This is a genomic window from Actinoalloteichus hymeniacidonis, from assembly GCF_014203365.1.
Classification (GTDB): Bacteria; Actinomycetota; Actinomycetes; order Mycobacteriales; family Pseudonocardiaceae; genus Actinoalloteichus_A; species Actinoalloteichus_A hymeniacidonis.
In genome coordinates this window covers 4,270,640-4,294,003 of the sequence record NZ_JACHIS010000001.1, presented here as the reverse complement: position 1 = coordinate 4,294,003, position 23,364 = coordinate 4,270,640, and the positions used below count along the sequence as shown (strand labels likewise).

Here is a 23,364-nt window from a genome sequence, read left to right as displayed (position 1 = left end):
GACACACCTTCCCCGGTGCCAGGACGAGTAGGCGGGCGGGGACCTGACGGTATCCGCCCCGGTGATCACAGGACAATCTGTGTCGGTTTCGCCAGTCGCGCCACCGTGGGAGGGGGCCACCATGACAGAGGACAACACGCAGTCGGCACAACGCGGATCGGCCCGACACGTTCCCGTGCTCCTGGAGCGAACACTGGAACTGCTGGCGCCGGCCCTCGAGGGCGACCGGCCGGTTCTCATCGATGCGACGCTGGGTCTCGGTGGGCACGCGGAGGCGTTGTTGACGGCGCACCCCGGGCTCACCCTGATCGGTCTGGATCGGGATCCGCAGGCCTTGCGGCTCGCGCAGGCCCGACTCGAACCCTTCGGTGACCGGGCCCGTCTCGTGCAGGCCGTCTACGACGAGATCCCCGAGGTGCTGACCGAACTGGGGTTCCCCGGCGTCGACGGCGTGCTGTTCGACCTCGGCGTCTCCTCGCTCCAGCTCGACGAGGCCGAGCGTGGCTTCGCCTATGCGCAGGACGCGCCGCTGGACATGCGGATGGACCCCTCGGTCGGGCCGACCGCCGCCGACGTGCTCAACGAGTATCCGGCCCGGGACCTGGCCAGGGTGCTCCGCGTCTACGGCGAGGAGCGGTTCGCCTCCCGGATCGCGGCGGCCGTGGTGCGGGAGCGGGGCAGAGCACCCTTCGTCACCAGCGGCAGACTCGTGGAGCTGATCTACGACTCGGTGCCCGCGGCGACCCGCCGAACCGGCGGTCATCCGGCCAAGCGCACGTTCCAGGCCTTGCGCATCGAGGTCAACACCGAATTGGACGTACTGGGTCGGGCGGTGCCCGCCGCGGTCGATTCGCTGCGGCTCGGCGGTCGGGTGGTGGTGTTGTCGTACCACTCCCTCGAGGACCGCATCGTCAAGCAGTCGTTGGTCGGACGATCCCGCTCCACCAGCCCGGAAGGGCTGCCCGTCGAACTACCCGGCCATGGACCGGAGCTGCGGTTGCTGGTGCGTCGGGGTGAACAGGCCACCGAGGACGAGGTGACGGTCAATCCGCGAGCCGCCTCGGTGCGGCTGCGGGCGGCCGAGCGGATCAGGGAGGTCACGGGATGAGCAACGGGATGCGCACCCCCGGCCGAGCAAGCCGGAGTCGGGCGGCGACCACCATCCAGGCGTCCCGCCGAGGCCGCCGCAGACGTCTCTCCTCGGTGTTGCCGCGTCGCAGGCCGGGTTCCTCACCTCGAACCCCGTTCGTGTTGCTGGTGATGGCCCTGCTTGGCACCGGTCTGGTCGGCACGCTGTGGTTGTCGACCTCGGCGGCCTCGGACTCCTACGAGCTCAGTGATCTGCACGCCGAGGTCGCCTCGCTCACCGAGGACACCGAGCTGCTGCGCCAGCAGGTGGCCGAGCTGGAATCGCCGGGAACACTGGCGGACAAGGCCGTCGAACTGGGCATGATCCCGGTGGAGGACCCCGCCCGCCTGCTGGTGTTGCCCGACGGGACCATCGAACTGGTCGGCGAGCCGACACCCGCCGAGAGCGGGGACGACGCCGCAGCGGACGAGGGGCAAGGCGAGCTCGAACAGCAGGCAAGCCTCGTGCCGCCTGCGGGTGGCGAGGCGGCGGGGCGCCCGACGGGCGATGCCGACCGAGTCGCCGACGAGCCCGAAGACGCGCCGGTATCGGATCCGGCGGACGAGTCGGCGCCGGAGCAGTCCGAGGACACCGAGACCGAGGCGGACCGGGATACCTCCGCCGAGGAGGGCCCGGCCGACGCGGCCGCGCTCCCGGGAAGTCCCTGATGCCACCGCATCGAGGACGAACCACCCGCCGCCCGCTGCAGGTGCGGGCGCGCAATCGCGTTCGATCGGACATCCAGAACAACCACCGTCGCCTGCGGATCGGCAGGCTGTTCCTCGTGATCTGCCTGCTGGCGACCTCGGTGAAGCTCGTCGAGGTACAGGTCGTGCAGGCGGGTGCGATCTCCGAGGGATCCGAACGGCAACGACGTAACGACACCGTCGTCAACGCGGAACGCGGCGCGATCTTCGACCGCAACGGGAGCCCGCTGGCCATCAGCATCGAGACCAGGATGCTCTTCGCGCAGCCGAGCGTGATCGAGGAGGTACAACGCGAGGAGGGCGAGGATCCGGCCGCCTACAAGCGTGAGATGGTCGCCTACCTCGTGGAGGTGCTCGGCGATGCCGTCGACGAACAGGAGCTGATCGAGGATCTGTTCAGCGACCGGTCCTTCGTGTACCTGGTCGACGGAGTGCGGCCCAGCCAGGCGGAGGAGATCCGCTCGCAGTACCCGGAGATCGGCAGCGAGTACCGCGCCCGCCGCAGCTACCCCGGCGGCGAGCTGGCCTCCAGCGTGCTGGGCTTCGCGAACTGGCGGCCGGACGAGAAGAAGATCCGAGGCATGCAGGGGCTGGAGAGCTCCAGCAACGATCTGCTCGCCGGCGAGGACGGCCTGCTCGTCGCGGACATGGCCGAGGGATCACGGGTCGTCATCCCGGGTTCGTCCCATGTGGTCGAGCCCGCGGTACCCGGCTCCGATCTCGTTCTGACCCTGGACTCCGATCTCCAGTTCGTCGCGCAGCAACAGCTGACCTCCTACATCGAGGAGACCGGTGCCGAGGGCGGCAGTCTGGTCGTGCTGGAGGCGGAGACCGGTGAGGTCCACGCACTGGTCAACGATCAGACCTACGACCCGAACAACACCGCCGTGGCGACCCCGGAGCAGTTGGCCAATCCCGCGGTGTCGAATCCCTTCGAGCCCGGTTCGGTGAACAAGGTCGTCACGGTGGCCGCCGCCATCGAGGACGGGCTGCTCATGCCGGACGACGTACTCGAGGTCCCCGGCTCCATCGAGGTGGCGGATCGGACCATCAGCGACGCCTGGCCGCACGGGGTCGAGTCGATGACGGCGACCGGCGTGCTCGCTCGTTCGTCCAACGTCGGCACGTTGATGATGGCCGACGAGGTCGGCGAGGAACGCTTCGTCGAGATGCTCGATCGGTTCGGGCTGGGCCGCCGGACCGAGGTCGGCCTGCCCGGCGAGAGCGCGGGACGGGTTCCACCGAGGGAGGAATGGTCCGGCAGCACCTTCGGCAACCTGCCGATCGGGCAGGGACTGAGCATGACGGTGCTGCAGATGGCAGGCATGTACCAGGCCTTGGCCAACGACGGCGTCCGCATCCCCCCGAGGATCATCGACGCGCGAATCGACCAGGACGGCGAGCGAGTCGAGGCGCCGCGCCCGACCGGGGTGAAGGTGGTGAGCCCCGAGACGGCGCGGACCGTGCGGGACATGCTGCGCGCCGTCACCCAGGACGAGCCGGGGCAGCGTGGTACCGGCAGCGCGGCGGCGTTGGAGGGCTATCAGATCGCAGGCAAGACCGGCACCGCGCAACAACCGGACCCGGAAACCGGCGGATACAGTCAGGTCGACGAATGGATCACCTTCGCGGGCATCCTCCCGGCCGACGACCCCCGGTTCGTGGTGGCAGTGATGTTGGACGCACCCGACCCCGGGACCTCGGCGGCGCCGCTGTTCCGCGAGACCATCGATTATCTGACGCAGCGTCATGAGATCCCGCTGTCGCCGGAGCCGAGTCCGATCGTCACTCTGACCGAGCGCTGACCGGCGGTCCGGACGCGTTCCAGCCGGCAGGCGGGTGTCCGACGACGCTGTCGGGTGTGGACGGTGCCTCGGCTGGGCACCCCGTCCGTGCGTGGACACACGTCGGGCCACATCACCGGCGGTGTCCGCCTGCGGGGCGACCCCCCGTCTGTTACGCCATCCGACTCGAATGCTGGGACGGTCCCATGTGTCAGGTGTTGCTAGTCGCGTCGGTAGCCTTTCGCGCGTGTCAGCCCTCGCCTCCCCGAAAGCCGTCATGAAGGCGCCGAGACCGGCCCGCGTGACGCCCCACTCGGTGGCCGAGCTCGCGAGCGTCGTGGCCGCCGGACTTCAGGTCGATCAGACCAGTCTGGCGCCGGACTCGCGGGCGGTCACCGGTGCCACCCTCCGTGCCCAGGACGTCCGCCCCGGCGACCTGTTCGCCGCGTTGCCCGGCGCCAGGGCCCACGGCGCCGATTTCGCCGAGCAGGCGGCCGCCTCGGGCGCGGTCGCGTTGTTGAGCGACGAGGAGGGGGTGAGACGCGCGAGGGCGGCAGGCATCGACCTACCCGCCATGGTGCACCCGGATCCCCGTTCCGCCATCGGCCCGGTGTCGGCGCGGATCTACGGCAATCCCTCCTCGGCACTGCGCGTCCTCGGTGTCACCGGTACCTCGGGCAAGACCACGACCTGCTACCTGCTCGACGGCGGGCTGCGCGCCGCGGGCGTGTCGACCGGCTTGGTGGGTACCGTGGAGACCCGGGTGGCGGGCGAACGGTTGCCCAGCGCGTTCACCACCCCCGAGGCCCCCGACCTCCAGGCGCTCTTCGCCGTGATGGTCGAACGCGGCGTCGGACACGTCGCGATGGAGGTCTCCAGCCACGCCCTGTCCCTCGGACGGGTCGGCGGGACCGAGTTCGCCGTCGGCGCGTTCACCAACCTCTCCCAGGACCACCTGGACTTCCACCTCGATCTCGAGGACTACTTCGCGGCCAAGGCGAAGTTGTTCGACGGCCGTTCCCGCCGTGAGGTGGTCTGTGTGGACGGGGACTGGGGTTCCCGCCTGATCACCCCGGACACGATCACCGTGTCGACGACTCCCGGTGTGGACGCCTCCTGGACCGTTCGCGACGCGCGGGCGCTTCCCACCGGGGAGCAGACCTTCGTCGCGGTGGGTCCCGACGGCGTCCGCCTCGAGCTGCTGATCCGGCTGCCCGGCCCGTTCAACATCGCCAACGCGCTGGTCGCGGTGGCCTGCCTGCACGAGGACGGCATCCCGGCGGATGCCATCGCGGCCGGTCTGGCCTCGGTCGACGTGCCCGGCCGGATGGAACGGGTCGTGGAAGGCCAGCCGTTCGTCGCCATGGTCGACTACTCGCACAAGCCCGGCGCGGTCGCCGCGGTGCTCGATGCCGCGCGGGCGCAGGCCGAGGGACGGGTGTTGGTCGTCCTGGGCTGCGGCGGGGAACGCGACACGGGCAAGCGTCCCGCCATGGGTTCGGAGGCGGCCCGTCGGGCGGACCTCGTCGTCGTCACCGACGACAACCCCCGGAGCGAGGACCCGACCTCGATCCGCTCGGAGATGCTGGCGGGCGCGTTGGCGGTGCCCAGCGCCCAACGCGGTGAGATCGTCGAGATCGGCGATCGGCGGGCCGCGATCACCGAGGCCGTGTCCAGGGCGCGGCCCGGCGACATCCTGGTGGTCGCGGGCAAGGGCCACGAGACCGGTCAGCAGGTGGGCGATCTGATGCTGCCCTTCTCCGACCGCGACGTGCTGGCCGAGGCCATCCGCGATCGTGAGACGGAGGAGAAACGTTGATCGCACTCACGCTGGGCGAGATCGCCGAGATCGTCGGTGGCAGGCTGCACCGTGCGGACGGCTCGGAGACCGTCGCTTCGACGGTGGAGTTCGACACCCGCAAGCTGACCGACGGCGGACTGTTCGTCGCGCTGCCCGGCGAGCGGGTGGACGGACACGACTTCGCTGCTCAGGCCGTGGCGGCAGGCGCGAGCGGCGTGCTCGCGGCACGCGAGGTGGACGCACCGGCGGTGATCGTCCCGGCGGCGACCGAGGTCGAACGGCCGGGAACCCCGATGGCCCTGCTCGGCGATCGGACCGGGGCCGGGGCCTCGGTGCTGGCGGGGCTGGCCGCGCTGGCCAGGCAGGTCGCGGGCCGGTTGTCCCAGAACGGGCTGACCATCGTCGGCGTGACCGGGTCCTCCGGCAAGACCTCGACCAAGGACCTGATCGCCCAGGTGTTGGAGCCGATGGGCGCCACGGTGGCGCCGCCGGGCTCCTTCAACAACGAACTCGGTCATCCCTGGACGGTGTTGCGGTCCGATCGGGACACCCGACACCTGGTGCTGGAACTCTCCGCTCGGGGTCCCGGTCATATCGCCGAGCTGTGCTCGATCGCCCCGCCCCGGATCGGGGTGGTCCTCAACGTGGGCACCGCGCATCTCGGCGAGTTCGGCTCGCAGGAGGCGGTGGCCAGGACCAAGGGCGAGTTGCCCGCCGCGCTGCCCAGCGAGGCAGACGGCGGCGTGGCGATCCTCAATCTCGACGACCCGAGAGTCGCTCAGATGGCCGAGCGCACCTCGGCCAGTGTCGTCTACTTCGGACAGCGGGACGGTGCGCAGGTCCGGGCGGTCGACGTCCAGCTCGATTCGGCGGCGCGGCCGAGCTTCCGGCTGATCTCGCCGCAGGGCGAGGCCGAGGTCCGGTTGGCCCTGCACGGCGCCCATCAGGTGGACAACGCGCTGGCCGCCGCCGCGGTGGCCCTGGAACTGGGTGCCACACCGCAGGAGGTCGCCGAGCGGTTGTCCTCGGCGCGTCGCCTCTCCGCGCGGCGGATGGAGGTCACCGAGCGACCCGACGGCGTCGTGGTGGTCAACGACTCCTACAACGCCAACCCGGAGTCGATGCGGGCCGCGTTGCGGACCTTGGCGACGATGGCGCGCGAGACGGCGGGGGAGCCGAGGCGCAGCTGGGCGGTGCTCGGTGTGATGGGGGAACTGGGTACCGACGAGACCTCGGCGCACGACGAGATCGGCAGGCTGGCGGTCCGGCTGAACATCAGCAGGCTCGTGGTCGTCGGGGACCGGGCCCGCCCGATGTATCAAGGCGCGTGCCTGGAAGGCTCTTACGGGAACGAGGCAGTACTGGTGCCTGACGTGGCAGGCGCCATCGATCTATTGGGTGATCAGATGCAGCCCGGCGACGTCGTCTTGGTCAAGGCGTCGAAGGCCGCCGAACTCTGGCGGGTGGCCGACGCGATCCTCGACGGCTCCCGGGCATCGAACGGAGGCACTTCGTGAGACCGATCCTCATCGCGGCCATGGTCGCGCTTGCGGTATCGATCCTGCTCACCCCCTACCTGATCCGGGTGTTCTCTCGGCAGGGCTTCGGCCAGGAGATCCGGGAGGAGGGACCGCAGAGCCACCAGGGCAAACGCGGAACGCCCACCATGGGCGGTGTCGCCATCCTGGTGGCGCTTTGGGCCGGGTACATCGTTACCCATCTGACGGTGGGTGACGGCCCCACGGCGTCCGGCCTGCTTGTCCTGATGCTCACCAGCGTGTTGGGGCTCGTCGGTTTTCTCGACGACTTCCTCAAGATTCGCAAACAGCGCAACCTCGGGTTGAACAAGACCGCGAAGCTCATCGGCCAGTTCCTGGCCGCAGTGATCTTCGCGGTGTTAGCGCTTCGCTTCGCCAATGATCGCGGGCTCACCCCGGCGTCGGTCCACCTGTCCTTCATGCGGGACATCGCGGTGGTCTCGTTCGGTGTGGTCGGCTTCGTGGTGTTCTGCAACATCGCGATCATGGCGTGGTCCAACGCGGTGAACCTGACCGACGGACTGGACGGGTTGGCGGGCGGCAGCGCGGCCATGGTGCTCGCGGCCTACGTGTTGATCACGTTCTGGCAGTTCCGCTATGACTGCGGCATCCGCGCCACCCCGGGGTGTTACGACGTCCGTGACCCACTGGATCTGGCGATCATCGCCGCCGCCGCGATGGCGGGTTGTATCGGATTCCTGTGGTGGAACGCGGCGCCTGCGAAGATCTTCATGGGCGACACCGGTTCGTTGGCGCTCGGCGGCCTGCTCGCAGGTCTGTCGATCACCAGCCGCACCGAGCTGCTCATGGTGATCCTGGGCGGTGTGTTCGTCGTCGAGGCGCTGTCGGTGGCTCTTCAGGTGGCAGTCTTCCGGACGACTCGCAGACGAATGTTCCGCATGGCCCCCTTCCATCATCATTTCGAGTTGGGGGGCTGGGCGGAGACCACGGTCATCATCCGATTCTGGTTGTTGTCGGGTGTGACCTGTCTGCTCGGCCTCGGGGTGTTCTACAACGACTGGGCGTCGACCGGGATCACCCCGTAGCGCGATCGAGCAACGGGACCGCCCGTCACCGCGTCTTGTGGCGGGATGGTCCTCGTTGTAGGACGGGTTCTCCGCGCCGATGCGCCGAACGCATCGGCGCGGAGCCGTGCAAGCGGCCGGACTCCTGATCCGGGCGCGGTAGTGATGAGGACAGTGGTGAAGTCGACAAGGCAGCCGGACGTGCCGAGGACGGGCGGGACCGGGTGTGACCAGCGGAAAGAGGTGGCCGTGACCGGTTCTCCCTTTGCGGGGGCCTCGGTGGTCGTCGCGGGTGCGGGTGTCTCGGGGCGCTCCGCGGCTGCGGCGCTGCTCGCGCAGGGCGCCGAGGTCAGCGTGGTGGACGGTTCGGCCGTGCGGATCGAGTCGATGAACCTGCCCGGCATCACGGGGCTCGTCGGAGTCGACGTGGTGCCTCCCGGCACCGACCTGGTGGTCACCAGCCCGGGTTGGCGGCCCTCGTCGCCGCTGTTGGTCTCGGCAGCCGAGGCGGGCATCGAGGTGATCGGCGAGGTCGAGCTGGCCTGGCGACTCGATCGACTCCGCCCCGACGGGCCCGCCGACTGGCTGGTCGTCACCGGAACCAACGGCAAGACCACCACCGTGACCATGGTCGAGTCCATTCTGGCCGCTGCGGGCCTCGATGCCGTGGCCTGTGGCAACGTCGGACTCCCGGTCGTCGACGCGGTGGCGGCGGGCCACCGGGTGTTGGCCGTCGAACTGTCCAGCTTTCAACTCCACTGGTCCTCCTCGATCCGGCCCGCCGCAGGCGTGGTTCTCAACATCGCCGAGGACCATCTCGACTGGCACGGCTCGGCCGAGGCCTACGCCGAGGCCAAGTCCAGGGTGCTCACCGGCGCGGTCGCCGTGGCGGGCCTCGATGACGAACCGGCCGCCGCGCTGCTGGCCGCCGCCCCCGCGCCCCGACGGGTGGGCGTGACACTGTCCGAACCAGCGCCGGGGGAACTCGGCGTCCAGAACGGGATGCTCATCGACCGCGCATTCGGCCCGGATGACACGCCGGTCGAGTTGATCCCCGTCGCCGCGATCCGGCCTGCGGGGCCGACCGGGATCGTCGATGCCCTGGCCGCCGCTGCACTGGCCAGATCCCACGGGATCGCCGCAGCCGATATCGAGGCCGGGCTACGTGCCTTCGAACCCGGTGCGCACCGTGCGGTGGTGGTCGCCGAGCGCGATGGCGTCCAGTTCATCGACGACTCCAAGGCGACCAACCCACATGCCGCCGCCGCCTCGCTTCGAGGACATGCGGCGGTGGTGTGGCTGGCGGGCGGCCTGCTCAAGGGTGCCTCGGTGGACGAACTCGTGGCGGAGATCGGCGAGCGCCTCGCCGCCGTCGTGCTCTTCGGGGCCGATCGGGCCTCGCTCGCCGCCGCGCTGACGCGACACGCCCCGGATGTCCCGGTGCACGAGGTCGCCACCGGCGACGATAAGGCGATGTCGGAGGTGGTGGACATCGCGATCCGGGTGGCGAATCCGGGTGAGACGGTGCTGCTGGCCCCCGCAGCGGCCTCGATGGACATGTTCACCGACTACGCACATCGGGGCGACGCCTTCGCCGCTGCGGTACGGGATCGGCTGGCCTCCGCCGACGCCGATGGCCTCCGCATCGACCCACGCGAGCCCGATCCGACCCCGACGCCCGTCGGCCAGACGGGCCGATCCCGCGATGTCGAACGAGGTGGCCTGGTCTGACCCGCGACGCGACGAAGACGGCGCCGAGCGCCGGTAGGAAGCCGAGAGCCAAGTCCGACCGGCTCAGCGGTTTCGCACTGCTGCGCGGGGTGCTCACGGCATGGCTGGCTCGGCCGCTCACCTCGTTCCACCTCGTGCTCGCCGTGTTCGGTCTGCTCACGGCGTTCGGGCTCGTGATGGTGCTGTCGGCCTCCGCCGTGGACTCGATGGACCAGTACGGCTCGTCGTACGCGATCTTCTACCGGCAACTGCTGTACTGCGGTGTCGGCCTGGTGCTCTTCGTCGTGGTGCTGCGGATCCCACCGAAGACCTTCCGTCGACTCAGTCCGCTGATGTTCTTGATCTGCCTGGCGATGCTGGCCCTGGTGCTGGTGATCGGGCATGAGAGCAACGGGGCCCGAAGCTGGTTCCGGCTCGGCCCGCTGCCGTCGTTCCAGCCGGTGGAGGTAGCCAAGGTCGCCTTCGCGCTGTGGGGCGCGCATGTCTTGGTGGTCAAGCGCGCCCTGCTTCGCCAGTGGCGGCATCTGCTGGTCCCGGTGGTGCCGGTCGCGCTGCTGATCTTCACGCTGATCATGATGCAGCCCGACCTGGGCAGCACGATCACGGTGGCGATCGTGCTGCTGGCCCTGCTCTGGTTCGCGGGTGCACCACTGCGGCTGTTCACCGTCATCGTGCTGGCGGGGGTCACCGGCGCGTTGGTGTTGGCCTTCTCCGCGCCCTACCGGCTGAACCGGGTGCTGTCCTTCTTCGACCCGGCGGGCGATCCGCTCAACACCGGCTATCACGCCCGACAGGCGCTGTTCGCGCTGGCCGACGGCGGAATGCTCGGCAAGGGCCTCGGCCAGGGCAGCGCCAAGTTCAGCTATCTGCCCAATGTGCACAACGACTTCATCTTCGCCGTCGTCGGGGAGGAACTCGGACTGGTCGGCTGCGCGCTGGTGATCGGGCTATTCGCGACCCTGGCCTACGTCGGACTGCGGATCGCGGCCCGCAACACCGACCCGTGGAACCGTCTGGTGGCGGCGACCCTGACGACCTGGCTGGTCGCACAGGCCGCAGTCAACATCGGCTATGTCGTCGGGATCCTGCCGGTCACCGGCCTCCAGCTTCCGCTGATGTCCTCGGGAGGAACCAGCCTCATCGCAGGCATGATCGTCTTCGGTATGCTCGCCAACTTCGCCCGGCATGAGCCGGAGGCGGTGGCCGCACTGCGGTCCCAGGGCGAGAACCGTCGGCGGCGCTGGTTCCACCTTCCGCTACCCGACGCCTACCGCCCTCGCGCGCGTCGGCGGCCCGCGCGCCCGTCGACGACACCGCGTCGGCCCGGCCGCAACACCGGCACCCTCCGCTCGACCTCACAGTCGGCGGGCCGGGGGCGAGCAGGCCGGGCGCCGTCGGCTCGTGCCGGTCGGCGACGACGTCCCCGACGAGCCCCGTGAACATCCCCGATCGCCGGGTCGTGACGATCCCGGCGTCCCACTTATCAGGAGGTCTTCGACGATGGCCGGACCCGCAACCGGACCTTCCGGACACGGTCAGTATGGCGACGAGACGGTGCGCTTTAACCCGACGGGATCACCCGCCGACCACGGCGCGGGTTCGGCCGCCGGATCCGTGCCCTCCGGTCGGGGACTGTGCGTCGTGGTGGCGGGCGGTGGAACCGCGGGTCACATCGAGCCTGCGCTCGCCCTCGGCGACGCGGTCCGCCGGATGATGCCCGAGGCCACCGTGGTCGCGTTGGGCACCGAACGCGGCCTGGAGAGCAAGCTGGTCCCCGCCAGGGGCTACCCGCTCGAACTCATCCCACCGGTGCCCATGCCCCGCAAGCCCAGCCCCGACCTGTTGAAACTGCCGTTGCGGGTGCGCTCGGCGGTGCGCGACACCAGGGCGGTCCTCTCCAGGGTCGGTGCGGACGTCGTGGTCGGATTCGGCGGCTACGTCTCGCTGCCCGCCTATCTCGCGGCCCGAGGCCGGGTGCCGATCGTGGTGCACGAGGCCAATGCCCGCGCCGGGCTGGCCAACAAGGTCGGCGCCAAGTTCGCCGCCGCGGTGGCCGCCGCCGTCCCGGACAGCGGGCTGCCCAACGCCAAGGTGATCGGCATCCCGTTGCGGGAATCCGTCACCTCCCTGGACCGGCAGGCGCTGCGGGCGCAGGCCAGGGCGCACTTCGGACTGCACCCCGACGCGCCGACCCTGCTGATCACCGGCGGCTCGCAGGGCGCCCGGTCGCTCAACACCGCGGTGTCCGGCGCGGCGGGCGCGTTGTCCCGCGCGGGAATCGGCGTGCTGCACGCCTACGGCCCGAAGAACTCGGTGGCGGTACAGGCGATCCCCGGCACCCCGCCGTACGTGGCGGTGCCCTATCTGGAGCGGATGGACCTCGCACTGGCGGCGGCCGACCTCGTGCTGTGCCGTTCCGGCGCGATGACCGTCGCGGAGATCTCCGCCGTCGGCCTACCCGCGGTGTACGTCCCGCTGCCGCACGGCAACGGCGAACAGGCACTCAACGCCGTGCCGGTCGTCGACGCAGGCGGCGGATTGATGATCAAGGACGACGAGCTGACGGCGCAGCGGGTGATCGACACCGTCCTGCCGCTGCTTCTGGACCGCAATCGACTGGCCACCATGGCAAGCGCGACCGCGGGCAGCGGACACCGGGAGGCGGCCGACGTGCTCGCCAGGATCGTGCTGCGGGCGGCGGGACGATGATCGATGCTTCCGGCGTGCCTGACTCGATTCGACGAGAATCAGACGGACTCCAGGGCAGGATGGGCCGATGGCGGGGATGACTGAGGCTGAACGGATCGTGCCGGACCGAGCGGGCCGGCACGTCGAGGGGGGAACGATGGAACGGCAGCCGCACGACGGCACGCCGCTGCCGACGCTGCTGCGACGGGTGCACCTGGTCGGCATCGGCGGTGCAGGAATGAGCGGGATCGCCCGGATCCTGTTGGCCAGGGGTGCGGAGGTCACCGGGTCCGACGCGAAGGACTCGCGGACGGTGCTCGCGCTGCGTGCGCAGGGGGCGAAGGTGGGCCTGGGTCATGAGGCCGCCCACCTCGATCAACTCGACGAACCGCCGACGGCGGTGGTCGTCTCCACGGCCATCCGCTCGAACAACCCGGAACTGGCCGCAGCGCAGGAGCGCGGCATCACCGTATTGCGGCGGGCCGAGGCGCTGGCCGCGCTGACCTCGGGACTGCGAGTGGTGTGCGTGGCGGGCACGCACGGCAAGACCTCCACCACCTCGATGTTGACCGTTGCACTGCAGCAGTGCCGATTGGACCCGTCGTTCGCGATCGGCGGGGACCTCAACGAATCGGGATCCAACGCACACCACGGCACCGGGGACATGTTCGTCGCCGAGGCCGACGAGAGCGACGGCTCCTTCCTGTTCTTCAGCCCCGACGTCGCCGTCGTGACCAATGTGGAGCCGGATCACCTGGATCACCACGGCACAGCCGAGGCCTACACCGAGGTGTTCGAGTCCTTCGTGGCGCGGGTCCGCCCCGGCGGCGTGCTGATCGTCGGCGTCGACGACCCGGGATCGGCCCTGCTCGCCGACCACGCCGAACGGGCGGGGCTGCGGATTCGTCGCTACGGCCGCGATGTCCGGTCGCCGGGCGACGCCAGGATCGTCGGATACTCCCCCTCGGAGCTGCTCGGCAACGTGACGATCGAGCTGCTCGGCGAGGCGGAGCCGGAGCGGGTCGAGATCAAGGTCGCGGTTCCCGGCGAGCACATGGCGGGCAACGCGGTCGCCGCGCTGCTCGCCGGGCTCGAACTCGGCGCGGATCGTGCCGAGATGCTCGCGGGGCTGGCGGGGTTCCGAGGCGTTCGGCGTCGCTTCGAGCTCAAGGGCGAGGCGGATGGCGTCCGGGTCTACGACGACTACGCCCATCACCCCACCGAGGTGGCGGCGCAGCTGCGCGCGGCGCGGCCGGTGGCGGGCGAGCATCGACTGATCGTCGTCTTCCAACCGCATCTGTACTCGCGGACCAAGACCTTCGCCGCCGAGTTCGGTGCCGCCCTGGCCTTGGCCGACGAGGTGGTGGTGCTCGACGTCTTCGGCGCCAGGGAGGAACCGGAACCGGGTGTCACCGGCGCGCTGGTCGCCTCGCAGGTCCCATTGCCTCCCGAGCGGGTTCGGTTCGAGTCCTCGTTCGACCGGGTACCGGATCTGATCGCCGAACTGGCCAGGCCGGGCGACGTGGTGATCACCATGGGAGCGGGCGACGTGACCATGCTCGGTGCCGAGGTGCTCACCCGGCTGGCCTCGGAGCAGGAGCGGTAGATGGCCGCAACCGGGCGCGGGGAACGACGCGGTGGGCGCGCTGATCGAGCGCGGACCCGAGGCTCGTCTCCTTCGCGGCGGCGGCCGACGCCGAGCGCGAAGGAGCCGGGCCGGGGTGCACGTCGTGTCGCCCGTACCCGGTCCGACGGCGGTGGCGGGGTGCCCAGGCGGGAACCCGCTCCGGTGCGGTCGGTTCGCGGCCGTTCGGTGCGGTCCAGCGCTCGGCGGGACCGGCGGCGTCGGTCCCGCCGAGCTCCTCGGACCCTGCGGACGATCCTGCGGGACCACGTGCGGCCGCGAGGGCTGCTGATCCTGTTGCTGGCCGGACTGACCGTGACGGCGGTGCTCTGGTACACCCCGTTGCTCGCGGTTCGCGCGGTCGAGATCGTCGGCAACGAGACCATGATCGAGGAGGAGGTCCGCGAGGCCGCCGGGGTGACGATGGGTACGCCGATGCTGCGCTTGGACACCGAGACCGTGCACGGCCGGGTGGCCGAGCTGCCCGGCATCGCCGATGTGTCGGTCGCTCGGTCCTGGCCGTCGACCGCGGTGGTGACCGTGGTGGAGCGCGAACCCGTAGTACTGCTGCGTTCCGCCGACGGTCTCTGGCTGACCGATCGACAGGGCATCGCCTATGCGATGGTCGACGCGCCGCCCGCCGGACTTCCCGAGCTTCGGGTCGCCGATCCCGGGCCCGAGGACCCCGCGACGCTGGACGCGGTGAGCGTGGTGGACTCGCTGCCCGCCGAGGTCCGCTCCGAGGTCGTGTCGGTCAGCGCCGACTCGGTCAACGACATCCGCTTGGAACTGAGCCGAGGACGCGAGGTCCGTTGGGGTGAGGCGGTCGAGTCTCGGCGCAAGGGCCGGGTGCTGGCCGCTCTGCTCACCAGGGAGGGCACCGTCTACGACGTCGCGGCCCCAGAACTCCCCACGATCAGCTGACGCCGTGCCGGCCCGGACGGCGGGCCCTCCGCCGTCACGTGATCGGGCGAGGACGTCGGCGGCGCTCAACGGCGCGTCATCCGATCCGGATTTGATTCCCGATCTGGTGCGTGCCGATTGCCACATCGCGGCCCCTGCCGGCATGCCTCGGGTGCCACACCACGCCTGACCTCGGATGACGACTCGGGAGAGCGGTCGAGGGCGGCGCAACCATCGACCTCGTGTCGCCGAGGCCACCCCCGTTGACGGCGAGAGCAGAGCCACTTTGATCAGATCGTCCTAATGTGGGTCTCGAGATCGTCCCCTCGGTCGGACCGGCGGACGATATCCGAGCTAGAAAGGCGATCAGATGCTGAAAATCGGCTACAAGGCGTCGGCAGAGCAGTTCGAGCCGCGCACGCTGCTCAAGTTCGGCGTGCTCGCCGAGGAAGCCGGCTTCGATTCGGTGATGATCAGCGATCACTTCCAGCCGTGGAAGCACACCGACGGACATGCGCCGTATGCGTTCGCCTGGCTCGGAGCCCTCGGCGAACGGACCTCGCGGGTGCAGATCGGGACCAGCGTGCTCACCCCGACGTTCCGCCACCACCCCTCGCTGGTGGCACAGGCGACGGCGACTCTCGGAGTGTTGTTCCCCGGCCGGGTGATCCTGGGCGTTGGCACCGGTGAGTCGCTGAACGAGGTGCCCGCGACCGGGATGGAGTGGCCCGAGTACAAGGAGCGCTTCGAGCGTCTCGGCGAGTCGGTGGGGCTCATCCGCGAGCTGTGGCAGCGCGACTTCGTCAGTCACGAGGGCACCTACTACCGCACCGAGAACGCCACCATCTACGACCGGCCCGCCGACTCCGTGCCGATCTTCATCGCTGCGGGCGGACCTCGGATGGCGCGCTTCGCGGGCCGCACGGGCGACGGGATGATCTGCACCAGCGGCAAGGGCGTCGAGCTGTACCGCGACAAGTTGCTGCCGGGGCTGATCGACGGCGCCACCAAGGCGGGCCGCGACCCCAACTCCGTGGAGCGGATGATCGAGGTGAAGGTCTCCTTCGATCTCGATCGCGCCAGGGCCATGGAGGACACCCGCAACTGGGCCGCGTTGGCCTTGCCGCCGGAGTCCAAGGTGGGCGTCGAGGACCCGAGGGAGATGGAGCGCCTGGCCGCCGAGCTGACCGCAGAGCAGGCCGCCAGCCGGTGGATCGTCTCCGACGACGCCGAGCAGCACGTCGAGCAGATCAAGGCGTATCTGGACCTGGGCTTCGACCACCTGGTGTTCCACGCGCCCGGTGAGGACCAGAAGCGATTCCTCGAGCTGTATGCCGAGCAGGTGCTGCCGCTGCTGCGCAAGCTCTCCCCGGCGACCCTCGGCTGAGCCATCCGGTGTTGGGACCGTCGATGAGTCCGCCCCGACCGTTTCGCGTGGTCGGGGCGGATCCGTTGTGCGGACCGGGCGCTCGGCCGTCGACGAAGATCACTCGCCTGGGGTCCACGGTGGGGTGAACCTCCTTGGGTTGAGGCGTGTTGTTGATCAGAGTGGAGATCGGCAGCGCCCCGAGCAGGAGGTAGACGATGTCCGGCCCCACCCTGAGAAGACGCCAACTCGGCGCCGCGCTGCGCGAGCTCCGGCTGGTGCGGGGAATCTCCGTGCCGGAGGCGTCGCAGCAGACGGGCCTACCCGCCGCCACCGTCAGCAGGATCGAGAACGGGGTGCGCCGGGTCTGGCCGGGCGACGTCCGCATGCTGTTGTCCGGGTACGGCGTCGAGGCGGCCGAGGCGAACCGGGTCATCGAACTCGCTGTGGAGGCCGACCGCCCGGTCCGGTGGGAATGCAACTCGCCGGCCCTGGACCAGGCAGGCTCCTACCATCTCGAATGGGAGAACACGGCGACGGAGCTGCGCAGTTGGCATCCGGAGATGTTGCCGCCCGCGGTCCACACCGACGGCTATCTCCGGGCCACCCGGGCCGCTCAACGTCCGGGAAGCACCCCGGAGCAGCTCGACGAGGCGGTCGCGCTCGGTCGTGCGCGACGAGCCGCGTTCTCGGACAACGGGACCAGACTGGTCTCGATCATCGGCGAGGGCGCTCTTCGTCGACTGGTGGGCGGCACGCGTGAGATGCGCGACCAACTCGACTGGTTGTTGGTCGTCGGGCAGCAACGGACGGTCTCGATCCAGGTGTTGCCGTTCTCCAGCGGCGCTCATTCCGCGATGGAGTCGGCCTTCGACCTGATGTCCTTCGACGACGCCCCGGGCAACGGCGCGGTGCGGTTGGCGGGTCCGCGCGCGGTGCAGATCCTGGAGCGCAACGAGGATCTCGAGCACTACGCCTCGATGTTCGATCTACTCTCCTGGCAGGCGCTGTCCACCTCGGAGTCGGCACGGTTCATCGAGTCGGTGACGGCCGAGCTCTGCTGATCCGACGCACTGCTCAGCGCAGCCCGGGCAGGCATCGGAATCGGACTCGAGATCCGGGGCGGGCCTGTGCCGCCGCTGCGAGATCCGCCTCCTCGACGACGCCGATCACCGGGTAACCACCGGTCACCGGGTGATCGACATGGAACAACACCGGCTTCCCACTGGCGGGGACCTGGATCGCGCCGCGCACCATCGCCTCGGACGGCAGTTCCCGCGAGACCCGATGCCGCAGCTGCGGCCCCGCCAGCCGGAGCCCCACCCGATTGCTCTCCGATGTGACCTCGTAGGCATGACCGCACAGCGTCTGTAGCGCGTCGGGCTCGAACCAGTCGTCTCGGGGGCCCGGCCGCAGCCGCAGGATCGGAACCTCGGCGAGCCCGCCCACCGGTGCCTGGGTCACCGACGGCCAATCCGCAGGTGCAGGCCCGACCGGGAGTTCCCGGCCCGCACTCAGCGGTGCGGGGCCGAGTCCGGAGAGCAGGTCGGTGGCCCGCGAACCCAGTACCTCCTGCACCGCGATGCCGCCCCGAATCGCGATATAGCTACGCAGACCCGAACTCGGGATGCCCAGTCGCAGAATCGCGCCGCTGTCGACCCAGACGGGTCCGTTCATCCCGATCGCCCGACCGTCGACGTCGGCGGGCACCGGGGCACCGGTCAACGCCATCAGCGTCGCACCGTGGAATCGCAATACCACACCGCCGAACGTCGCCTCGATCGCGGCGAGGGACTCGGCGTTGCCGACGAGCCGATTGGCCAAGCGCAGCGCGGGCACGTCCGCCGCGCCGGAGCGGGTGACACCGATCGCCGCGTAGCCGGGACGGCCGAGGTCCTGCACGGTGGCCAGCGAACCCGAGGCGAGCACCGTGACCATGGCCGGTGCCGAGCCGGTCTTCGACATCCTCACGCCTCCCGAAAACGAACGCGGTCCCCCGGGGCCAGTAGGGCGGGGTTCGGACGGTCGCTGTGCCAGAGCTCCAACTCGGTGTGCCCGAGCAGTTGCCAGCCGCCGGGGGAGTCCCGGGGATAGACCGCGGTGAACTCGTCGGCGATCGCCACCGAACCGCCCGGGACGCGCACCCGGGGAGTCTCCCGGCGTGGCACCCGCAAGGCCGGGTCACCGCCGACCAGGTAGCCGAAACCGGGCGCGAAACCGCAGAACGCGACCCGGTAGTCGCCGCCGCTGTGCCGCCGTACGACCTCCTGTTCGGAGAGTCCGGCCAGCTCGGCCACCGCCGCCAGGTCGGGTCCGCCGTAGGTCACCGGAACCTCGATCGACTCGCCCGCCGTGCGCGAGAGCGGGGCTGGATCCCGCGATCGCACCGCCTCGGCCAGTAGTTCGGCGGAGACCAGTCGGGGATCGAAGGCGACCAGCACGGTTCGCGCGGCGGGAACGATCTCGGTCGTGCCGTCGATGTGATCCGTGGTCAACGAGTGGTGGAGTGCCTGCACCGCGTCGAGGTCGGCGAGCTCGACGAGCAGGGCGGACCGGCCTACCGGAAGAATTCGGGGGTAGGTCATGACTGCTTCCCTCCCAACGGACACCGGCGCCGGCTGCAGGCGATCACGGTCGCCGTCCTCGGTGGTCGTTCACGCGAACGCGGTGGGCACGATGTCCAGGGCCGTGAGTCGGTCCCGGACGAGCCGGGCGATGCGCACCGCACCCGGGGTGTCGCCATGGACGCAGATCGAGCGTGGCCGGACCTCGACGTCGGTGCCGGTCACCGACGTGATCAGCCCGGTTCGCACCATGCGGACGCAGCGGTCGGCGATCCGATCCGGGTCGTCCAACACCGCGCCGGGCTCCCGACGGGAGACCAGACTTCCACGCGCCGTGTACGCCCGGTCTGCGAACGCCTCCGAGACGGTGGTCAGTCCTACCGCTGCCGCATGCCGGAGCCACTGCGAACCGGGCAGCCCCAGCACCGCCAGCTCCGGGTCGTAGTCGTACACCGCAGCGGCCACGGCGGCGGCCTGCTCCTCGTGGTCGACGATCGCGTTGTACAGCGCCCCATGTGGTTTGACGTAGCGGACGCGGTCACCCGCGATCCTGGCGAATCCATCCAGCGCGCCGAGCTGGTAGACGATGTCGTCGGCGAGTTCGGCGGCGGGCACGTCGATGAAGCGACGACCGAAGCCCGCGAGATCGCGGTAGGAGACCTGGGCGCCGATGACGACACCGGATTCCACGGCGCGAGCGGTGACCCTGCGCAGCGTTGCGGGGTCACCCGCGTGGAATCCGCAGGCGACATTGGCGCTGGTCACCACGTCCAGCAGTGCGTCGTCGTCGCCGAGCTGCCAGATCCCGAAGCCCTCGCCGAGGTCGCAGTTCAGATCCACCACCGTGGACTCGGCCCGATTCCCGCCCGGCTTCGGCGAGTCCGCCGTGCCGGTGGGTTCGCTGCTGGTGTTCACCGTCGATGGTCCTCTTTCGTACTCGGCGCGGGGTTCTCCTCGGTTGGCGCGTCCACCGCCACCCCGGCGTGATCGGTGCAGAGCCTGCCGGCTGCGGACCGGTTCACCGACGCCGACCCGCCGTGAGCTCGACTCGTTCCCATGCCACGACACCGGCTCGCACTGCTCGATCGGCCACCGTCGGAATGAGAGGCTGTCGCGGTGACGAGCGAGGCGCTGTTGGGAATCGACCTGGGCACCAGCGGGGTGAAGACGGTACTGCTGTCGGCCTCGGGCGAGATCCTCGGCGAGGGCTCGGCCGACTGTCCCCTGCGCAGCCCCAGACCGGGATGGGCGGAAGCCGACCCGTCGGACTGGTGGCGCGCGACCGTTCTCGCGGTCGGCCAGGCGTTGGCATCCTGCTCGGATCCGTGCACGGTGCGCGGCGTCGGCGTGGACGGCCAGATGCACGGCGTGGTGCTGACCGACCGAGACGGCGACCCGGTCCGGCCCGCGCTGCTCTGGCCCGATCAACGGGCGACCGAGCAGGCACAGGTCTGGGGCGAGCTGTCGACCGCGCTCCGCAACACCCTGGGCAATCCGATCGTGCCGGGGATGGCCGGTCCACTGTTGACCTGGCTGACGGAGCACGAACCGGAGCACTGCGCGCGAGCCCGACACCTGCTGTCGGCCAAGGACTGGCTGCGGATGCAGTTCACCGGGAGCGCCGGAACCGACCCGAGCGACGCCTCGGGGACGCTGCTGTGGGACATCGGCTCGGACCGCTGGGCAGACCGGCTTCTGGACGTCCTGAACCTCGACCGGGACCTACTCCCGCCGGTCGCGCCCTCGGGATCGGCTGCGGGGACGCTGCGGGCCGCGCAGGCCGCGCAACTGGGCCTGCCCGCAGGCATTCCGGTGGCCGTCGGAGCCGCCGACACCGCAGCGGCGTTGCTGGCGACCGGACTGGCGCACGGGGAGGTGCAGCTGACGATCGGCAGCGGCGCCCAACTGGTGTCCCGCACCGACGATCCGACGACGCCGCCGCAACCGCTCGTCCATCTCTATCGGACGGCCGAACCGCAGGGCTGGTATCGGATGGCGGCGGTGCAGAACGCCGGACTGGCACTGGACTGGGTTCGCGGCGTCCTGGGTGCCGGGTGGGACGAGGTCTACGCGGCGGCGGGCGAGGACGGGGCCGACTCCGACGGAGTGATCTTCGTGCCCTATCTGACGGGCGAACGGACACCGAGGATGGATCCGACTCTCGCGGGCGGGTTCACCGGCCTGCGCATCGGTCACCATCGGGGAAGTCTGCTGCGGGCTGCGGTGGAGGGGGTGGCGTTCGCGATCCGCGACGCGGCCGAGGCGCTGCCCGGCCCGCTGCCCGGCCCGCTGCCCGATGTGATCCGCCTCGCAGGCGGTGGCATCCGAGACAGGCGATTCCGAGCGCTGGTGGCCGATGTGATGCAGGTGGAACTGGCGCCGGTGGAGCTGCGCAGCGCATCGGCGGTCGGCGCCGCGATGCTCGCCGCCTCGGCAGCTGGGCTGCCGGTTCCGCAGGTGCAACCGGCGGCGGGGATACCGGTGCGGCCGAGCGGACGGGACCACACCGAGGGCTTCCTACGCTATCGAGAACTGGTGGAGCCCTACGTCGAGGACGAGTTCGGACACGGGCACGGGCACGGACACCACTGACGGGTGGCCACGCCGTTCCCGACGGCGACACGGTAATTCCGGGTGAACACTGGTCGGGCGTCGGGGATGTCCTCGGTCGACAGCCGGGGCCCGATCCCGCGCCCGCCTGCGCGAAGTCACCATCGACACCACATCACGCGGAGATTGCGAAACATCAGGTATGACTGGAGAAAAGCACGCCACGCGCCCTCGCACGTCTGGCAGGCTTGCGTCAGACCCGGGCGGACGCTTGGATGTTCTAGTGATCATCCGCAGGGGACAGATCCCGGGCGGGTGACGTCTCACATCACCGACGCCCGGCGTGGCTGCTGGACCGGGGGCGCTACGGTGCCTAACGTCCGCAGCGGAAGTACCGGGGTCGACGGACCTTGCGGCCTCACGCCGAGGTTGAAATCTGTCGGTCCAGGGCAGGCGGCCTGGACGTGCCGGCGCCGGCACGACAGTCCGAGCACGAGCCACGATCAGGAAGGCGGATCCGATGACGCCCCCGCACAACTATCTCGCGGTGATAAAGGTCGTCGGCATTGGTGGCGGCGGAGTCAACGCAGTCAACCGCATGATCGAGGTCGGGCTCAAGGGTGTTGAGTTCATCGCGGTCAACACCGATGCACAGGCGCTGTTGATGTCCGATGCGGACGTCAAGCTCGATATCGGCCGCGAACTCACCAGGGGCCTTGGCGCCGGCGCCAATCCCGAGGTGGGGCACCGCGCCGCCGAGGACCATCGCGAGGAGATCGAGGAGGTCCTCAAGGGCGCCGACATGGTGTTCGTGACGGCGGGCGAGGGCGGTGGCACCGGAACCGGTGGGGCCCCGGTCGTCGCCTCGATCGCCCGCAAGCTCGGCGCGCTGACCATCGGTGTGGTCACCCGGCCCTTCTCCTTCGAGGGCAAGCGGCGTGGGAAGCAGGCCGAGGACGGCATTCAGGAGCTGCGCAACGAGTGCGACACCCTGATCGTCATCCCGAACGACCGACTCCTGCAGCTCGGTGACATCGGCGTCAGCCTCATGGACGCGTTCCGCTCGGCGGACGAGGTGCTGCTCTCCGGTGTGCAGGGCATCACCGACCTGATCACGACACCCGGTCTGATCAACCTCGACTTCGCCGACGTCAAGAGCGTCATGTCCGGGGCGGGCAGTGCCTTGATGGGCATCGGCTCGGCCAGAGGCGAGGGCAGAGCCGTGCAGGCCGCGCAGAAGGCGATCAACTCACCCCTGCTGGAAGCCTCGATGGACGGCGCGCACGGCGTGCTGCTGTCCATCGCGGGCGGCTCCGATCTGGGTCTGTTCGAGATCAACGAGTCGGCCTCGCTCGTGCAGGAGTCCGCACACCCCGAGGCGAACATCATCTTCGGAACGGTGATCGACGACTCACTCGGTGACGAGGTCAGGGTGACGGTCATCGCCGCCGGGTTCGACAGCGGCGGACCGACGCACAAGAAACTCGAACCGGCGCCGGTCACCTCGCGAGCCCCGGTGGCACCCGCGCAGTCCGGACGCTCACCCGGTGAGCCACCGCCCGGCCCGCCGCAGGATCCGGAGCCGGAGCGGCTGGCACCGCCCCCGCAGCAGCACCAGTCGCCGATGAACCCGATGAACCCGCTCAACCCGGTGACCCCGGCGGTGTCCCGGCAGTCCGACCCGATGGGTCCTCGGCCGACCATGCCGCCGATCCACGGTGGACGCTTCGGCGCTGTGGACCACCAGTCGCAGCCGGGCCGCGATCTCGGCGGCTACGACGGCGGACGCTCGCCGTTGCCGGGGCCCTCTCGAACCAGTGGCGTGCCCGGTCGGGCGCTGCCGGTCTCCGACGACGGTGAGGACGGCGAGGTCGACATCCCGCCCTTCATGCGGCGCTGACTCGACGCCGGACCCTCGCGCCCCTGGGTGCGGGCGGTCTCGGCGGCGGCGCGC

At 70.2% G+C, this 23,364-nt stretch carries 18 protein-coding genes; 15 read left to right on the top strand and 3 right to left on the bottom strand.

From position 1 onward, the window contains the following. Window positions 1-121 precede the first annotated feature (121 nt). The 13 genes from rsmH to BKA25_RS17715 all read left to right on the top strand — a co-directional run bounded on the left by rsmH (window position 122) and on the right by BKA25_RS17715 (window position 17,360). Window positions 122-1,108, top strand: a complete 987-nt coding sequence (rsmH, locus tag BKA25_RS17775; protein ID WP_069848202.1) for a 16S rRNA (cytosine(1402)-N(4))-methyltransferase RsmH — start codon at window positions 122-124, stop codon at window positions 1,106-1,108. Then, the gene (gene ftsL / locus BKA25_RS17770; RefSeq protein WP_157421011.1) at window positions 1,105-1,797 is read left to right on the top strand and encodes a cell division protein FtsL; all 693 of its coding nucleotides are present in this window, start codon (window positions 1,105-1,107) and stop codon (window positions 1,795-1,797) included. The genes rsmH and ftsL overlap by 4 nt, the downstream gene beginning before the upstream one ends. After that, window positions 1,797-3,641 (top strand): peptidoglycan D,D-transpeptidase FtsI family protein, encoded by a 1,845-nt coding sequence (locus BKA25_RS17765; protein WP_069848207.1) that lies wholly within the window; start codon window positions 1,797-1,799, stop codon window positions 3,639-3,641. Before ftsL ends, BKA25_RS17765 begins: the two co-directional genes overlap by 1 nt. 256 nt (window positions 3,642-3,897) lie before the next feature. Continuing rightward, entirely contained in the window at window positions 3,898-5,439 is a 1,542-nt protein-coding gene (locus BKA25_RS17760) for a UDP-N-acetylmuramoyl-L-alanyl-D-glutamate--2,6-diaminopimelate ligase (RefSeq protein ID WP_069848209.1), read from the top strand. Continuing rightward, window positions 5,436-6,938, top strand: a complete 1,503-nt coding sequence (locus tag BKA25_RS17755; RefSeq protein WP_069848210.1) for a UDP-N-acetylmuramoyl-tripeptide--D-alanyl-D-alanine ligase — start codon at window positions 5,436-5,438, stop codon at window positions 6,936-6,938. The genes BKA25_RS17760 and BKA25_RS17755 overlap by 4 nt, the downstream gene beginning before the upstream one ends. A gap of 20 nt (window positions 6,939-6,958) precedes the next feature. Next, the gene (gene mraY / locus BKA25_RS17750) at window positions 6,959-8,005 is read left to right on the top strand and encodes a phospho-N-acetylmuramoyl-pentapeptide-transferase (RefSeq protein ID WP_221313511.1); all 1,047 of its coding nucleotides are present in this window, start codon (window positions 6,959-6,961) and stop codon (window positions 8,003-8,005) included. A gap of 228 nt (window positions 8,006-8,233) precedes the next feature. Further along, entirely contained in the window at window positions 8,234-9,715 is a 1,482-nt protein-coding gene (gene murD, locus BKA25_RS17745; RefSeq protein ID WP_069853488.1) for a UDP-N-acetylmuramoyl-L-alanine--D-glutamate ligase, read from the top strand. Next, entirely contained in the window at window positions 9,712-11,154 is a 1,443-nt protein-coding gene (gene ftsW / locus BKA25_RS17740; RefSeq protein WP_069848214.1) for a putative lipid II flippase FtsW, read from the top strand. Before murD ends, ftsW begins: the two co-directional genes overlap by 4 nt. Window positions 11,155-11,215: 61 nt before the next feature. Next, on the top strand, window positions 11,216-12,424 hold the full coding sequence (gene murG, locus BKA25_RS17735) for an undecaprenyldiphospho-muramoylpentapeptide beta-N-acetylglucosaminyltransferase (RefSeq protein ID WP_084642794.1): 1,209 nt from the start codon (window positions 11,216-11,218) through the stop codon (window positions 12,422-12,424). A gap of 136 nt (window positions 12,425-12,560) precedes the next feature. Beyond that, window positions 12,561-14,009, top strand: a complete 1,449-nt coding sequence (gene murC / locus BKA25_RS17730) for a UDP-N-acetylmuramate--L-alanine ligase (protein ID WP_069853490.1) — start codon at window positions 12,561-12,563, stop codon at window positions 14,007-14,009. A 288-nt stretch (window positions 14,010-14,297) separates the two neighbouring features. Further along, on the top strand, window positions 14,298-14,951 hold the full coding sequence (locus tag BKA25_RS17725) for a cell division protein FtsQ/DivIB (RefSeq protein WP_069848215.1): 654 nt from the start codon (window positions 14,298-14,300) through the stop codon (window positions 14,949-14,951). 349 nt (window positions 14,952-15,300) lie between these two features. Beyond that, complete coding sequence (gene fgd, locus BKA25_RS17720; protein WP_069848217.1) at window positions 15,301-16,317, top strand: glucose-6-phosphate dehydrogenase (coenzyme-F420); 1,017 nt, start codon at window positions 15,301-15,303, stop codon at window positions 16,315-16,317. 197 nt (window positions 16,318-16,514) lie between these two features. After that, window positions 16,515-17,360, top strand: coding sequence for a helix-turn-helix domain-containing protein (locus tag BKA25_RS17715; protein ID WP_069848219.1), 846 nt, complete (start codon window positions 16,515-16,517; stop codon window positions 17,358-17,360). A gap of 13 nt (window positions 17,361-17,373) precedes the next feature. On the opposite strand, the gene BKA25_RS17710 is transcribed toward BKA25_RS17715, so the two are convergent. The 3 genes from BKA25_RS17710 to BKA25_RS17700 all read right to left on the bottom strand — a co-directional run bounded on the left by BKA25_RS17710 (window position 17,374) and on the right by BKA25_RS17700 (window position 19,700). Beyond that, on the bottom strand, window positions 17,374-18,261 hold the full coding sequence (locus BKA25_RS17710; protein WP_236750623.1) for a 5-oxoprolinase subunit C family protein: 888 nt from the start codon (window positions 18,259-18,261) through the stop codon (window positions 17,374-17,376). Between the two features lie 2 nt (window positions 18,262-18,263). Beyond that, entirely contained in the window at window positions 18,264-18,881 is a 618-nt protein-coding gene (locus tag BKA25_RS17705) for a 5-oxoprolinase subunit B family protein (RefSeq protein ID WP_069848221.1), read from the bottom strand. Window positions 18,882-18,950: 69 nt separating this feature from the next. Further along, window positions 18,951-19,700: a LamB/YcsF family protein gene (locus BKA25_RS17700; RefSeq protein WP_069853492.1), complete on the bottom strand. Its 750-nt coding sequence runs from the start codon at window positions 19,698-19,700 to the stop codon at window positions 18,951-18,953. 276 nt (window positions 19,701-19,976) lie between these two features. Here BKA25_RS17700 and xylB point away from each other — a divergent pair, with 276 nt between their 5' ends. Then, window positions 19,977-21,452 carry a xylulokinase gene (gene xylB, locus BKA25_RS17695; RefSeq protein WP_069848222.1) on the top strand — a complete coding sequence of 492 codons (1,476 nt, stop codon included), beginning with the start codon at window positions 19,977-19,979 and terminating at the stop codon, window positions 21,450-21,452. 478 nt (window positions 21,453-21,930) lie between these two features. Next, complete coding sequence (gene ftsZ, locus BKA25_RS17690) at window positions 21,931-23,310, top strand: cell division protein FtsZ (RefSeq protein ID WP_069848224.1); 1,380 nt, start codon at window positions 21,931-21,933, stop codon at window positions 23,308-23,310. The last annotated feature ends 54 nt before the right edge of the window (window positions 23,311-23,364 follow it).